The organism is Stenotrophomonas sp. PI_27, from assembly GCF_027854495.1.
Taxonomy (GTDB): domain Bacteria; phylum Pseudomonadota; class Gammaproteobacteria; order Xanthomonadales; family Xanthomonadaceae; genus Stenotrophomonas; species Stenotrophomonas pavanii.
On record NZ_JAJNOF010000007.1, the window covers coordinates 88,903 to 103,365 of the forward strand.

14 protein-coding genes are annotated in these 14,463 nt (G+C 63.3%); 4 read left to right on the forward strand and 10 right to left on the reverse strand.

Annotated features, from left to right (window positions below):
• Positions 1-79 precede the first annotated feature (79 nt).
• Complete coding sequence (locus tag LRM18_RS11210) at positions 80-1,537, reverse strand: hypothetical protein (RefSeq protein ID WP_270954490.1); 1,458 nt, start codon at positions 1,535-1,537, stop codon at positions 80-82.
• 1,179 nt (positions 1,538-2,716) lie between these two features.
• Between LRM18_RS11210 and LRM18_RS11215 the strand changes: the two genes are divergently transcribed.
• Positions 2,717-2,971 (forward strand): hypothetical protein, encoded by a 255-nt coding sequence (locus LRM18_RS11215; protein WP_270954492.1) that lies wholly within the window; start codon positions 2,717-2,719, stop codon positions 2,969-2,971.
• Positions 2,972-3,197: 226 nt separating this feature from the next.
• Here LRM18_RS11215 and LRM18_RS11220 read toward each other — a convergent pair whose 3' ends face one another.
• From LRM18_RS11220 to LRM18_RS11230, 3 genes are all read right to left on the reverse strand, one after another.
• Positions 3,198-4,373, reverse strand: a complete 1,176-nt coding sequence (locus LRM18_RS11220; protein ID WP_270954494.1) for a DUF3800 domain-containing protein — start codon at positions 4,371-4,373, stop codon at positions 3,198-3,200.
• 258 nt (positions 4,374-4,631) lie between these two features.
• Positions 4,632-4,940: a hypothetical protein gene (locus tag LRM18_RS11225; RefSeq protein ID WP_270954496.1), complete on the reverse strand. Its 309-nt coding sequence runs from the start codon at positions 4,938-4,940 to the stop codon at positions 4,632-4,634.
• 310 nt (positions 4,941-5,250) lie between these two features.
• Positions 5,251-6,330 carry an acyltransferase gene (locus LRM18_RS11230; RefSeq protein WP_270954498.1) on the reverse strand — a complete coding sequence of 360 codons (1,080 nt, stop codon included), beginning with the start codon at positions 6,328-6,330 and terminating at the stop codon, positions 5,251-5,253.
• Positions 6,331-6,804: 474 nt separating this feature from the next.
• Here LRM18_RS11230 and LRM18_RS11235 point away from each other — a divergent pair, with 474 nt between their 5' ends.
• Positions 6,805-7,653, forward strand: a complete 849-nt coding sequence (locus LRM18_RS11235) for an alpha/beta hydrolase-fold protein (protein ID WP_270954500.1) — start codon at positions 6,805-6,807, stop codon at positions 7,651-7,653.
• An 86-nt stretch (positions 7,654-7,739) separates the two neighbouring features.
• Positions 7,740-8,678, forward strand: a complete 939-nt coding sequence (locus LRM18_RS11240; protein WP_281058445.1) for an alpha/beta hydrolase-fold protein — start codon at positions 7,740-7,742, stop codon at positions 8,676-8,678.
• Positions 8,679-8,734: 56 nt separating this feature from the next.
• Here the strand turns inward: LRM18_RS11240 and LRM18_RS11245 are convergent, their stop codons facing one another.
• Together LRM18_RS11245 and LRM18_RS11250 are read right to left on the reverse strand one after the other, a co-directional pair.
• Positions 8,735-9,157 (reverse strand): response regulator, encoded by a 423-nt coding sequence (locus LRM18_RS11245; RefSeq protein ID WP_049469893.1) that lies wholly within the window; start codon positions 9,155-9,157, stop codon positions 8,735-8,737.
• A gap of 93 nt (positions 9,158-9,250) precedes the next feature.
• Positions 9,251-10,018 carry a CPBP family glutamic-type intramembrane protease gene (locus LRM18_RS11250; protein WP_270954505.1) on the reverse strand — a complete coding sequence of 256 codons (768 nt, stop codon included), beginning with the start codon at positions 10,016-10,018 and terminating at the stop codon, positions 9,251-9,253.
• A 149-nt stretch (positions 10,019-10,167) separates the two neighbouring features.
• Here LRM18_RS11250 and LRM18_RS11255 point away from each other — a divergent pair, with 149 nt between their 5' ends.
• Positions 10,168-10,470, forward strand: coding sequence for a zf-TFIIB domain-containing protein (locus LRM18_RS11255; RefSeq protein ID WP_197640781.1), 303 nt, complete (start codon positions 10,168-10,170; stop codon positions 10,468-10,470).
• A gap of 78 nt (positions 10,471-10,548) precedes the next feature.
• Here LRM18_RS11255 and LRM18_RS11260 read toward each other — a convergent pair whose 3' ends face one another.
• The 4 genes from LRM18_RS11260 to LRM18_RS11275 form a co-directional block, all read right to left on the reverse strand.
• Positions 10,549-11,061 (reverse strand): GNAT family N-acetyltransferase, encoded by a 513-nt coding sequence (locus LRM18_RS11260; protein WP_049469903.1) that lies wholly within the window; start codon positions 11,059-11,061, stop codon positions 10,549-10,551.
• Positions 11,062-11,142: 81 nt separating this feature from the next.
• The gene (locus LRM18_RS11265; RefSeq protein ID WP_270954512.1) at positions 11,143-12,111 is read right to left on the reverse strand and encodes a copper resistance protein B; all 969 of its coding nucleotides are present in this window, start codon (positions 12,109-12,111) and stop codon (positions 11,143-11,145) included.
• Positions 12,108-13,919, reverse strand: coding sequence for a copper resistance system multicopper oxidase (locus LRM18_RS11270; RefSeq protein WP_270954514.1), 1,812 nt, complete (start codon positions 13,917-13,919; stop codon positions 12,108-12,110). Before LRM18_RS11270 ends, LRM18_RS11265 begins: the two co-directional genes overlap by 4 nt.
• Positions 13,920-13,994: 75 nt before the next feature.
• Entirely contained in the window at positions 13,995-14,378 is a 384-nt protein-coding gene (locus LRM18_RS11275) for a CopL family metal-binding regulatory protein (RefSeq protein ID WP_270954516.1), read from the reverse strand.
• Between the last annotated feature and the right edge of the window lie 85 nt (positions 14,379-14,463).

The window sequence follows — 14,463 nt, forward strand, 5'->3', positions numbered from 1 at the left end:
TTGTCCGCGCATGGCTCTTCGATCCGCATCGTCGCGGGGCCGGCGCACTAGGGGGCCGCCCCGCGCCCAACAACTATTTCTAAGCTTCTTCGTCATACTCCACAGGGGTTGGGTCGGCGGCAGATCCTTCCTTGAGCTTCAAGACTTTGATAAGCGCGGGATGAACAACGACTTCACCGGCGATGTTCTTCTGGCTGAAGCGGTTGTCGTAAACAAACTCCACTTTGCTGCCGCCAGCGTTTCCGCCAACGATGGGAACTCCCACGACGCCATAGTTATAAAGATGGTTTAGCCATACGTCGGGGTCCGTACATTGCGCGTCTACTGACTTGACGGCTGCGCTCCATGCCGCCTGATTGAACTTGACGTGCGCAACTTTGTTCAGCGCAGCGAAGTATCGATCGGTATCGGGTAGCTGCTTGTGCATTTCATCAACCAGCTCCCCGTATATATGAGCGGAATATGCTTCCTCTGCCTTGTAAACTTCTGCTCGAGTGGCAACCGATACCCCGCTGCTCTTAGCGGCCTTTTTGATTTCCAGACAGAACGCCACGAGGTCACGAGGCCGGCGCATTGTGCGTTTGAGGATGTATCGCTGAATCGTCGTGCGCTGGCGGATACGCTCAGTTGAGAAGACGGAATCCCATGCATCTTCCACGCGAACTGGGCAAGAATTGGCAATGCGCTTGTTGACCATCGAGATAAGTGCCTGGTCAGACCATTCGATGTTCTCGAGGTCTTGCGAGAGCTTCCCCTTGTCCCCGAACCGCAGAAGCTCGTAGATGTCCGTACGCAAGAACAGAACCACGAATGGTGTCTTCTGCAGACGCCGGAACCGTAGATTGAGATTGCGGGCGGCCTTAATTGCACCGGCGAGCATCAGTTTAATTTCCTCGGACGCATCCCAGCCATCATCAAGCCTATCGATGAAGATAGTAAGCGGGTGCTTCGCGAGACATGCCTTTGCGAGTTGCTCCAATAGCGGGACCCATTGATGAGCTGTTTGAGCGAGTTGTGCGCCGACGGGTTCGGCAAACTCTAAGGAGCCTAGGCCGGCGAAGTCTCCAGCATGAGGAAGTTCAATCTGGCGGAGTCGCTTGGCACGGTCGAACAGAATGTCGAGCTTTCCGCCCACAGCATCTGCGCCGTAGATGCGCAGGTGCATCGCTTTTGCTGCGTCGCGCACTTCGGCGAATGGCGACGTCATCCATTCTTGACACGCGGCCACCAGGAATGTGAACGCCCAGGACGCCATGTACCTCGAGTCAGCTGAGCCGCCCAGCTCTTGGATTGCCTTATGGGCGTCCCACGCGTAGTCATCGAAATCGAGACGGAGGATGCCAGGGCGCAGCTTGGCTTCGGTGAAAAGAGCAGTCTTTCCGGAGCCCTTTCGGCCGAGAATGAGCATGAGCTCGCCATTGCCAATGCGTGAAGTAACGCCTGTATCTAAGAAGAATTCGCCAAGATCGGGGTCGCTTTCCGCGTCAAGGCGGCCGAAGTTGACGTCGCGGATATCACCGGTTGCAGCCTTGCTCATGTGTACCTCCCTAGAGGGGTTTGAGTGTAATCACCCAATTGAAGTTAGAGAACTTTTTTGTTCGCACCTTTACCGATCCTTGGACCCCGATAGGACCAGTCGTCCAAGCCAGATTCTAGCTGGGAACGCTGCCGGCAAGAGCATTCGACGCGCTCTCGCCGGTCACCCGTACGCCATCGGCGGCGCGCGCGCCGCTTTGCGCCAGTAGCCACCATCGGTAAAGCATGTACGCAGCGGGTTGCACTCCGACTTGAAGCTAACGAGCGAGGTCGGCGCTTTCGCCTGGCCTGTGTGCAAGGGCGGGATACCTTTCAGGTGTGTTCTGCGGGGCAGGCTCAGAGCGGGCAAACACCACGCCGGCACCGGAAGAACCTGCGTGAAGACTCGTCCAACGGAACAGGTCAGATGACGGTTCGTAGGTCCCGGCGCCTTTGCGCCAACTCTGGCCTTGCCGAGCGCACTCGTCTCCCCGCCACGCCTGCGCACTTAGTAGGGTGCTTTTTCTGCACTGCCTGCAACAAGGCCCAGCCCCGGCCCTGTATGGCGTTCTCCGGGCTTCGCTGGCACCGGCTCGCCCTGCGGTTCCCTGCGGGATAGGGGGTGTCTGCGTGGCGCCATGTGGCGTCCTTCGGCCACCTTGGGGCGCAGCCAATTTTTCAGGTGACCACGGGAACGAGGTAACCAGGTAACACGAGCATTCCAATCGCTTATAAGTGATTGATATAAAAGGAAAAGTGGTGGTTACCTTTCGAGGTGATTTGAGGTAATTTTTCGATCCCTACAAAGTAATGTCATTGATTCATAAGGAAATTTTCTTTCGCCAATGTTACCTCTGAAGAAGGTAATGGGATTACTCAGAGGTTACCCTATTGTTACCTTGATAGATTCAATATAAGCCATTGTTTATAAAGGAGAATTGGTCGCTTATTTCAGAGAGGTTACCTTTGTTACCTCTTTCCCGTGGTCACCTGAAAAATTGCACCTTATCGCGCGTAAGGGGGCCATCAGCATCCCCGCCGCGCATACACTCACGTCTGCCGCCCACTCCCTTGTCGCAGCGTTTGCGACGCCCAGCCGTATCCCGTCGGCCATGCCGCTGCCCCCGACTTCTACTGGACAACGAGTTCTGCAAGCGTCCCCAGCGAGCCACCGACCGTCATCGCCTGCAGTGGTGTGTGGGTGGTTTCGCTGGCGCAACGGGTGGGCGACGGCATCTGGATTGCCAATCTCGACCGGCACCGGCATGGCCCGGGTGGGCCGTTCCGCTGGTGTACCAGCTACGAGCAGGGCCGGGCCGGCGCCGAGATGTGGGTGACCCGCCACGAGGTTCGGCTGCGCGAGGATGTGGCCAAGGTCCAGGCCTTTCGGGAGGCGGTGCGCGCAAACAGGTTGGCGAAGCTGCACATCAAGCCACCGTTCGGCTGGGAGGGATAGCCGGGTGCTGGCGTTCGCTCAGCGTAGCGGTCAGCCCGTTGCTCGTTTCGCCACCGCTAAGTGGAGTGGCGCGGGCCTGCGGAAGCTATCAGCCAGGAGCTCTCTACTCCGTGATGGAAGTGAGGAGGCAAGAGGCGCTGCTCGGTTAGACGTTGTGGAGATTAGCCGTCGCCGTGATGCCGCGCGGAGTAGCAGGTTGACTAAGAGCAACGCCTGCGGGGGGCGGTCAAGCTAAATTCAGATCCATATCGCGAACTTTTGAACGATGAGCCTCAACCGAAGCAGCGGCGGCACGTAGTTGTTCGTCCGACAAATGGTGGAACGCCGGCAAGAGCGCCTCAAAATTTTCGTACCTTTGCTGCATACCGGTCATGCTGATGCCGTCAACGTAAGATCTTCGAAGCACTTTTCTCGCGAGATCGAAAAGCGCGGGTGGGAGCTTTCGATCAAGAAATTTCTGGGCGATCCAAAGATAAATGTCGACGATCTGAAGGCCTATTGAGTCTTCACTATTTGCGATATCGATTTGCTTGCCTGGAAGGTTCAGTCCAAGAAGATCCCCTTCAGCCATGTGCATATAGAGCGGGTGGTTCGTGAGTAGCAAGCGCTGATTAGCTGGCGCCCCTCGCATTCCGTCGTGCATGAGCTTCAGTACTTGGTGCGTTTTGATCTGGGCTTCGTTGAACTCGGTCTGCCGATCGACAACAATTTTGGACGCATCTCCTGCACACTTGTTTCTCAGTCGTCGTGCTATGGAACTGACCACAAATTGAAAGCCAACCGCATTTGGCGATACGAGTTTGCGATCAGGCTGTCCAAAGTCGAGAGCAAGCGGATTCTTCATTCCGTATGAGAGGGCGTCTGCGATTACCTCTTTGCTTCGGATGTCCCAATTCGTAGCTAGTGCGCGACTCTTTATCTCTTTCAGAAGCGCCACAATTTCTGCGGCACGAGGTTCGATCCTTCGGGTGGTGCACAAGTCCCACGCTTTGCGGAGGAGACTGTCGTCCATGAGATACGCAAGCTTATGAATGATGATAAATCGCATTGGCGTCCAGTAGTTCTCCCACCTGACGGCAGGATTGATGCCGGCGTCGAAGACTGCGTCGAAAAAGAGGATGATCGCTAGCGTCTCCTTCTCGATGAAGTAGAAGTCGAAATCGAACTTCATCTTGTCCTGGAGCTTTTCCAACATCGGTGCCAACGCGATAATTCCATTAGCGCGCAAGTTCTTTGCGTGTAGCTCGCCTCGGCCTGCCTTCCTGAGCATCTGACGATGGATGTCGACGCCGAGGGCGTCGACATTGGTTCTGCTTGAAATTACACCGTAGCTGAGCTTGGGCTGATCCCTGTTAAAGAGATCGTTTCCCGTGTTTCCTGATTCATCAATATGGAAGTACACGGTGATCCCCTAGGTTCGTAGGATTAGGGATGATAGCGGAAAAATTCTGCGGCTCACCTAGCTGGGGCAGACGTTTCACGATCCGGCGGCGGAAAAATTGAGCTGGTTAAGATATTGATTGATAATGGATGTCTGGCTGACTTTTAATCTTTTGGTCGAAGGTTCGAATCCTTCACGGCCCACCATTGCATCCGGTATCCAGATCATTCCGAAAGGCACCGCTTGGCGGTGCTTTTTTGTTGCACCTGTTCGCCGCCTTTACTGCGTCCCTGCCGCCTTCGCTTTGGCGGCCGCCACGTCGGCAGCTTGCTGTGCAGCCGTCGCTGCCGCATTCGCAGAACGTGCCGCCTGCGCCTGGACCGCCGCGAAGTCGGCCTGCCGCTGTTCACTGAACCTGCGTTCCAGCTCCATCGCTGCGGCAAAGCTCTCCGGATGCTTCGCAGCACATGCCTGCTGTATCAGTTGTACCGCAGGGTCGGACGACCCGGGTTGGATGTTGCCAAGCAGGCAATCGGCGTAGGTTGGCGAGCCGGCGGCCAGCGCGGTCATGATCACGGCATTCAGCATGTGAACCTCCTTGCAAGTCTGGATGGGGTCCGAGAAGGAACCAGGCCGAGCATGGCCCGGATCATGGCGCAGTGTTCCTGCTTCGGCGTCCGGCGTCCGGCGCCCGGCGGCTGGGGTCGGGCACGGCGCAAAGCGCGGAATGCGGATGACCCGGCCCGAACGGAGGGGCATGAGGCGAGTTCCGCGTCCGCGATCAATGGCGGATGTACGCACGTGTCGTGCTGGCTTTGTATGCCATTCGCTGTGCGTGCCGTCAGTGACGATTCAAAGACGACACTTTCCCAGGCGCCTGTCCCGGCAAGGCCTGGAACTATGCAGGCCTGCTGAGCCCGCGCTGTGCCATCCGCTGCGGCAACAGCAGCAACGGCCGTTCGACCACGCGATGCACCAGATAGCCGACCACGCAGCATGCCAGCAGGGTCGCAGCAACGAAGAGGCCGTGATTCCACCAGGCCCCTGCGGGCAGCAGCATCGACCATAGGCGGCCGGCGACCGAGATCACGAAGATATGGGACAGATACAGGGCATAGGACGTATCGCCCAACAGGATCAGGCTGTTCGGTGGCGCTCGCCGTGCACGCGCTTCGATCAGCACTGCCCCGGCGACAAGGAGCGCGCTGGCCGTGCCAAACAGCATGACCCGGGTCCACACCGGCATGATCGACGGGCCTTCGGTGGGCAGAAGACTGGCTGCGGCCACCGCGAGTGCTCCCCCGCCAAGTGCCAAGGGCCAGCCAAGGCTGCGCGGAAGGTAGCGCCAGTGCAGGCCCAGCAGCGCACCCGCAATGAATTCGAAGGTGAGCGGATTGATGACCAGCACATGGGCTGGCGAAGTGGCCGCCGGTGCAAACAGATGGGCGGCGCCGATCAGAGCGGCCCACCCGAGCAGGAACGTGGTCAGGGCTCGAGCCGGGACAAAGGCGATCGCCACGGCGAACATCAGATAGAAGTAGGCCTCGTGCACCAGAGTCCACCCTACCGTCAACACTGGAAGTTGCTGGTGCGGAATCAACAGATAGGAGGCCAGTATGCTCTGGTCGTGGTAAGACGAGTTCACCATCGTCGGGACCAGGGCCATCAACACCACCACCAAGGTAGTGAATATCCAGTACGGCGGCAGCACCCGCCACGCACGCCGGGCCAGGAAGGTGCCGGCGGCGGCAATTCCTCCCTCGCGACCGGCGGTGAGGGTGGTCATGACGAAGCCGGACAACACGAAGAACAGATCCACGCCGGCGTCCGCGTAGCGCCCGATCCCGTCGAGGATCGCCTCACCAGGCAGATATTTGATCTCGACACCCCGAAGATGGAACACGACCACGGCCAGCGCTGCGACGCCGCGTAGAACTTGCAGCGACAGAAAGCGGTGTGGACTGGCGTGCTGGCTCATCTTTTCTCCCCTGCTGCCGCGCATTGTACTGACCCGGTCCCGTCCTGGGGCGGCACCGGACCGGCCAGTGCGTCGGGTGGGCTTGCACGACTGTGTGCGACGCCTGGCCGACCCGCAGAACCGGAGGTTCGGGCCACGCGCTGATGGCGTGCAGCGCGGCGCAGCCCCCCTGCGAACAAGGGAGGCCGCAGCTGAGAAGCTACTACCTTCGCTTGAGAACAATCGCTGCGATGACGGCGGCGATGCCGACCGGGATGAGAACGACGGCCAGAAGAATGATCCAGTGCCAGATGCTGAAACCTCCCATATCCGAACCCCTTGCAGGAAACGATGCAGGGTAGCACCCGGATGCCAGCCATTCTTTGAGGGACTTCAAGCATCGCGCAGTGCCGTTGTACACGTGCAGGCATGCGGAGTCGCCAATGCCCTGGCCTTGACGCTATGCTCGGCGTCTTTCCCAGGAGGGGGCCCGTCATGCGCCTGATCGTGCTGTCACTGTTGTTGTCGGTTGTCTCCACAGCACCTCTGAAGGCGGCAGAACCCGCGCCGCCCGCACAGGCTGCCGCAACCCCACTGGTGATCGGCGAAACCTTCACCATCGAGTCGAAGGCGCTGGGCGAAACCCGCCGCATCAACGTCTACCGCCCGCAGCCGTGGGGCCTGGACCCGAAGGCGCCGTTGCCGGTGCTGTACATGCCCGACGGCGGCATCGGCGAGGACTTCCTGCACGTGGCCGGGCTGGTGCAGGTGCTGAGCGGCAACGGCAGCATGCGCCCGTTCCTGCTGGTCGGCATCGAGAACACCGAGCGCCGCCGCGACATGACCGGCCCCAGCAGTGATCCGCAGGACCAGAAGATCGCGCCACGCATTGGTGGATCGGCGGCTTACCGCAGCTTCCTGCGCGATGAACTGATGCCGCAGGTACGGCAGCGTTACCCGACCACCGAAGAGCGCGCGCTGATCGGCGAGTCGCTGGCCGGACTGTTCGTGGTCGAGACGCTGCTGCAGGAGCCGGCGCTGTTCAACAGCTACATCGCGCTGGACCCCAGCCTGTGGTGGAACCAGGGTGCAATGCTGGCCGGGGCGGCCAGACAGCTGCCGGCGGTGACGCGCGCACGGCCGCGCGTGTTCCTGGCCAGCAGTGGGCAGCCGGAACTGGCCGCATCCACTGCACGACTGGCCGAGATCCTGCAGCAGGCCTCGCCGTCGCCGCTGGTGAAGTACCTGCCGCTGCCGGAGGAAACCCACGCCACGATCTATCATCCGGCCGCATTGCAGGCGCTGCGCACGCTGTTCCCGGCGCCGCCGTCGGCCTCGCCCTGATCCGGAGGATTGGCGCGCCGCGGCATGCCATGTGAGGATGCGGCAGCGGCGCCATCCGGTGCGTCGCCCGCAACGGGAGAGTGTGGATGCAGCGTGTGCGTGGATGGAGTGTGGCGGCCTGCCTGGCCGTGAGTGGCTGTGCGATGTCGGTGGCGCCGCCCACAATGCGGAGTGAAGCGAAGGACAGTGCGCCGCCTGCCACGCCGGGCGTGGTGCTGCCGGAGACCGAAGCGCTGCGCGTGCATGACCCGGCGGGGCGCGATTACCCGATCTGGGTCGCACTGCCGGCCGACTACGCCGCGCATCCGGAGAAGCACTATCCGGTGCTGTACGTGACCGATGCGCTGTACAGTTTTCCGCTGGTGCGCAGCGTGCGCAACCTGGTGGGGCAGCAGGGCGTCAACATCGAGAACTTCATCCTGGTCGGGCTGCCGCCGCAGGAGGGGCTGACCTCCAAGCAGAGCCGCTCGCGCGACTACACGCCCAGCAGCCCGGCGCGTACGGTCGATGGCTATTACAGCGGTGACGTCACCTACGGCGGGGCCGCGCACTACCGCGATTTCCTGGCGGCGCAGGTGCTGCCGATGGTCGATGCGCGCTACCGCACCGATCCCACCCGCCGCATGTTCGCCGGCCACTCCTATGGCGCGCTGTTCGGCGCCTATGTGCTGACCACCCAGCCGGACTTGTTCAGCACCTACATCCTGTCCAGTCCGTCGCTGTGGTTCGACCAGCTGCTGCTGCCACGCATGCAGGACGCCGCCGTCATCCCGGCGCAGCCCACGCGCGTGCTGTTGTCGGTGGGCAGCTATGAAACGGACAAGCCCGGGCCGCGCTATTCAACCGGCAACGACATGCTGCGCCAGACCGCCGACTTCACCGCCCAGCTTCAGCGCAGTGGCCGCAAGCTGAAGGTGGACAACGTGGTGATCGACGGTGAGGACCACCTGACCGTCTACCCGCGGGCGATCACCCGTGCGCTGCTGGAAGTGATGCCGGGCGAGGGACCGTATACCGGCGGTTGATGGCCGGTGGCATCCACGCATGGCATGGATGTCGGGGTGTGGTGTGGATGAATGCTTCAGGCTGCCTGTGCATCCGGTCCGGTCAATACGCCCACATCGGCGTGCCGGAAGCAGAGCCGGATCGCATCGAGCAGTTCGCTCATGTTGTAGGGCTTGGGCAGGAAATGAATGCCGTCGCGCAACTGGGGCAGCACCGCGTGCTGGTCCATGCCCGAAGTCACCAGGATCGGCAGCTGGGGGTGGAGGTTGCGGACCCGGTTGGCGGCCTCGATGCCGCTGATCGGGCCCAGGTTGACATCGGTGAACAGCAGGTCGAAACGTTCGCCGGCTGCCAGCAGGCCCAGTGCCGCTTCGGCAGAGCTCACGCCCACCACATGGCACGCCTGGCTTTCCAGCGCCAAGCGGCTCAGTTCACGGGTTTCTTCTGCGTCCTCGATCAACAGGACGCGGGGCTCAACGTGGCGCTTGGACAGCAACATGACGCGGCAACTCCGGACAACAGGGGAGCGAAAGGCGCGCAAGTATGCGCAAGCCGGGGGTGATACCGGCGTGCACGGCAAGCTAAGTGGGCGTTACAGGTGCGTCTGGCGCCGGCGGCGCACCTGCCAGGCCAGGACCGCGACCGCCAGCAGGGCGGTGCCGATGCGCAGGCCGGTGGCCTGCCAGCCCAGCGCGACGGCGTCGTCGAGGCTGAACACATTCCAGGCAAGGTTCATCGAAACGTGCAGGATCAGGCCGCACCACAGGGTGTCGCCGTCGAGGTGGTCGAGCCAGGCGAAGCTGAAGCCACCGAGGGCGATCACCGCACCGACGAACAGTGCGGTGCCGCCGCCATCAAGCCCGCCGAATCCGAGCCAGTGCACCATGCCGAACAACAGCGCCTGCGGCAGCGCGAGCCATGGCCAGGGGGCGCGCACGATCTTCACCAGCAGCACGAAGCCGAGGCCGCGGAACAGCACTTCCTCGGCCAGTGGGAACATTACCGCCAGCATCGTGGCGTCCAACGCGGTCAGCGCGGTGTTCGGCGTGCCGAGCAGCGCCAGTCCCAGCCAGCAGGTCAGGCTGGCCAGCAGCACCCACAACGGTCCGCCCCAGCCGTTTCCGCGCAGCCCGAGGCTGGCCAGCAGGCCCATGCCGCGGGGGCGCAGCAGCAGGGCCAACAGCACTGCCATCAGCACCGCCAGTGCGTTGTCGAGCAGGCTGCCGCCATAGGGGATCGGCAGCGCCGGGATCGGTGTGCCGATGGCCGCGGCGATATCGCGCAGGTTCAGGCCCAGGCCGACGCCGAGTAGGACCAGCAGCACGCGTACGGGGGCGGGCTGGCGGGACAGCACAGTCATGCACGCACCTCCGGCTGAACGAGACCGCAGTGTGCTGCGCGGCAGGTGGGCTGGCACGCGCCGGAAGTCCTTGTGCCATCGGTCATGTGTTGCCGCAGAGTCATCGCCGCGCAGGTAGAGTCGTTACCACACCGACAGGAGCGACGCCGATGCTGTGCCCCGTGTGCAAGACCCAGACCCTGCAGATGGCCGAACGCCATGGCATCGAGATTGACTACTGCCCGAGCTGCCGGGGGGTATGGCTGGATCGTGGCGAGCTGGACAAGATCATCGAGCGTGCGGGTGCTGCAGTACCTTCGCCAGCGCCCGTGCAGGCTCAGCCGGCGTCCGCGCCGCCACCGGTGATGCACCGTGACACCCGCCACCTCGGCCAGCGCTACGAGGACAACCGGGGCCAGGGCTACCGCAAAAAGAAGAAGGACAGCTTCCTGTCGGAGCTGTTCGATTTCTAGCTTGTAGCGTCGAGCCATGCTCGACTGGATGTCGCCGCCGATAGTCGAGCGTAGCTCGACTCTCCATGGGGCGAATGATTACGGCCGCCGCAGGATGAACTCGCGGTCGTGCGTGTCACCGACGATGAAGTCGTACTCGCCGACCTTGCTGCAGCCGTATCGCGCGTAGAAGCGCTGCGCGCCGAAGTTTTCTTCCCATACGCCCACCCACAGGGTGCGGCGGTGCGGCTGGTCCAGCCAGGCCATGAACGCGTCCATCAGGCGTGCACCATGGCCGCCATTCTGGTGTGCGGCCAGGATGTAGAACCGCTTCAGTTCGATGTCGCCCTCGCATGCATCGGCATGCGGCAGGGTGTTGGCGCCGGCAGCCAGGTAGCCGACCACGGCGTCACCGTCCATCAGCAGCCAGATCGCGCTGCGCGGGTCGGACAGTTCGGTGCGCTGCGGTTCGCTGCTGTAGTGCGCCTGCAGGAAATCATGCAGTTCCTGCGGCGGATAGGAATCGCCCCAGGTTTCGTTATAGGTGGCGATCGCGATGGCCGACAGGGCGTCGACATCAGCCAGGGTGGCGCGGCGGATCTGCAATGACATGGGGGTGCCTGCAATGGAGCGTGGCGCAGTGTAGCCGGCCCCGGCGGCTGCCGGGGCTGGCCACTGCCTACGAACCGCTGCTCAGAACCACATGCGCACGCCGACGACCCAGCGCGTGTCGCGCGCGTGGTCCCCGGCATAGTCGGCGGTGTCGCCAAACGTGCGTTCGTGGCTGATGCCGATGTACGGCGCAAAGCGGCGGCTGAACTCATAGCGCAGGCGCAGCCCGGCTTCGACCTTGTTCAGGCCGCGACCAATGCCGTACTCCGGTTCATCCTTGGCCGCCACGGTGGCTTCCAGCAGCGGTTGCAGGATCAGGCGGTTGGTCAGCAGCACGTCGTACTCGACCTCGGCCTTGGCCAGCACCTGGCCACCGGAGCCCATGTACAGCGTGGCCGAGCTCTCGAACTTGTACGGCGCCAGGCCCTGGATGCCGAGCGCTGCCCAGGTGCGCGAGTCGGCCGGCCGGAAATCCTGGCGCACGCCCACCAGCACGTCCCACCACGGCGACACACTTCGGCCATACAGGACTTCAACCGCCGATGACTCGGTGCGGCCTTTGCTGCGTTCGCCGTCGGTGCGCAGCCACAGGCGGTTGATGTTGCCACCGACCCAGCCGGTGGCCTCCCAGGCCTGGCCCGTGCTGTCCTTGCCGTCCCAGTGTTCGAGGCGGTCGATCAGCAGCAGGCTGTTGATCTCCGGCGCGTGCTCCATCGCGCCATGGGCGATCGGCGGGAAGGCCGCAGCGCGGTCAGCATCGGTGGGCACCGGGATGGGTTCGCGCGGTTCGGTGGATGCGGGCGAGGCGGGCGAGGCGTGACCCATTGCTGCGTGGTCCATCGTGGAGTGATCCATCGTCGAATGGTCCATCGTCGAATGGTCCATTTTCGAATGATCGACCGGATCGACCTGTTCGGCCGGCGTTCCTGCGGTCTTCGCCGCTGGCTCCATCGCGCCCCTGTCATGCCCGGCATGCGATTGCGCGAACGCCGGCAACGCGGCGGCCAGCCCCAGGGCCAGCAGGCTGGGGGAAAGCAGTGAGCGGCTCATTCTTCGATCCTCACTTCGCGCATCATGCCCGCTTCCATGTGGTAGAGCAGATGGCAGTGGTAGGCCCAGCGGCCGAGCGCATCGGCGCGCACGCGGTAGCTGCGGCGGGTGCCCGGCGGCATGTCGATGGTGTGCTTGCGCACCTGGAATTCCTCCTGCGCGTTCTCCAGATCGCTCCACACGCCGTGCAGATGGATCGGGTGCTGCATCATGGTGTCGTTGACCAGCACGATGCGCATGCGCTCGCCGTAGTTCAGCCGCAGTGGTTCGGCGCTGGCGAACGGGATGCCGTCGAACGACCAGGAGAATTTCTCCATGTGCCCGGTCAGGTGCAGCTCGATCTCGCGGCCCGGCTCGCGGCCATCCGGATCCTCGAACAGGCTGCGCATCGCGCCGTAGGTCAGCACCTTGCGGCCGTTGTCGCGCAGGCCGATGCCAGGGTCGTCCAGCTTCGGTTCGGTCGCCGAACTCTGCATGTCCACCAGCGGGTTGTTGCGCTCGCTGGCCGGGTGCTTTGGCGCCTTGCTGGCGGCATCACCGCCGCCATGCGCACCGTGGCCCATGCTGGCGCCGCAGCCGCCTTCCATGCCCTTCATCGCGGTCATGTCGTGCCCGCCATGACCGCCACCGCCCATGTCATGCCCCATGTCGCTCATGGTCAGCAACGGGCGCGGGTCACGTGCAGGGATCGGCGCCTGCAGGCCATGGCGTACCGCCAGCGTGCCGGCGGCGAAGCCGGTGCGGCCCATGTCCTGGCAGAAGATGGTAAACGCGTCCTGGCCGGTGGGCTCGACCAGCACATCGTAGGTTTCGGCGGGAGCGATGCGGAACTCATCGATGCTGACCGGATGGATGTACTGGCCATCGGCGGCGACCACGGTCATCTTCAGGCCGGGAATGCGCACATCGAAGTAGGTCATCGAGGCGCCATTGATGAAGCGCAGCAGTACCTTTTCCCCGCTGCGGAACAGCCCGGTCCAGTTGCCGGCGGGCGCCGTACCGTTCATCAGGTAGGTGTAGGTGTGCGCGTTGATGTCGGAGATGTCGGTGGGCGTCATCCGCATCCGGCCCCACATGCCGCGGTCGGACAGCGCGGCCGACCAGCCGTCACGCTTCGCATCGCGCAGGAAGTCGGGCAGGGTGCGCTTGTAGTAGTTGTCGTGCTCGGCGAGCTTCTTCATGCGCCGGAACAACGCCCCCGGGTCCATGTCGGTCCAGTCGGACAGCAGGATCACGTGCTCGCGGTCGTGGTGGTACGGCGCTGGCTCGGCCGGATCGATGATCAGTGCACCGTACAGGCCGGCCTGCTCCTGGAACATCGAATGACTGTGGTACCAGTAGGTGCCCGACTGCTTCAGCTGGAAGTGGTAGTGGTAGGTCTCGCCGGGGCCGATGCCGTTGAAGCTCAGGCCGGGCACGCCGTCCATGTTGGCCGGCAGCAGGATGCCGTGCCAGTGGATCGAGGTCGGGTGGCGCTCCAGCGTGTTGCGCACGAACAGGTCCACGGTCTGGCCTTCGCGCCAGCGCAGGATCGGTGCCGGCAGCGATCCGTTGACGGTGATCGCCGGACGGGTGCGCCCGGTGAAGTTGGCCAGCGATTCGCCGATGGCCAGTTCGATGCGGGTGTCGCTGAGGACAGCGGGGGCGCCGGCCAGGCGAGGCGTGGCGCGGGCGGCGGCAAGCGCGCGCTGCGGCACGCCGACGGCGGCGATGCCAGCGACCACGCCGCCAGCAGCCAGGCCTTGCACGAACAGGCGGCGCGACGGCATGGGCACAGCGCCCGGACCGGGGGGAATGCGGGTATTCATGGTGGTGACTCCAGACACGTGAAGACGCCGGCAGGCGGCCGGCTGCGGTGCGCAGGGCGCACGATGCGTGTGGAATCAGCCGATGGGAGGGCGCGAGATCGGCGGCAGCGGCGGCGCCGGACGCCCGCTGGCCGGGATCGGCTGCGGGGCCAGCGACAGCGCGGGACCAGCCATGAACGGCAACGGCTGCACGACCAGCAGCGGGTGCTGGGCGCAGCTGCGCACGCAGTCCTTGATCTGGCAGTGGGCGTCGTGGGCGGGGGCCTTGGCCTGCGGGGCCGGGTCGGCCTGCATGCCGGCGTGGTGATGGCAGTCGGCCCCGCCGTCCACCGCAGCGGCGGCCATGGAGTGCGCCATCCGCCCCATGTCCTCGTGGCCACTGGCCATGGCCGCGTTCAGCCCGTTGAGCAACAGGCTGAGCATGAGCACGACACGCAGCAGGGTCGAGGCGAGGGACATGGCGTCAATTTAGCCGCAAGCGGGCGCGGATGCACTTGTTGCTGAATGTCGTGTTCAAGATTGGACCTGCACCAATGTAGCGCCA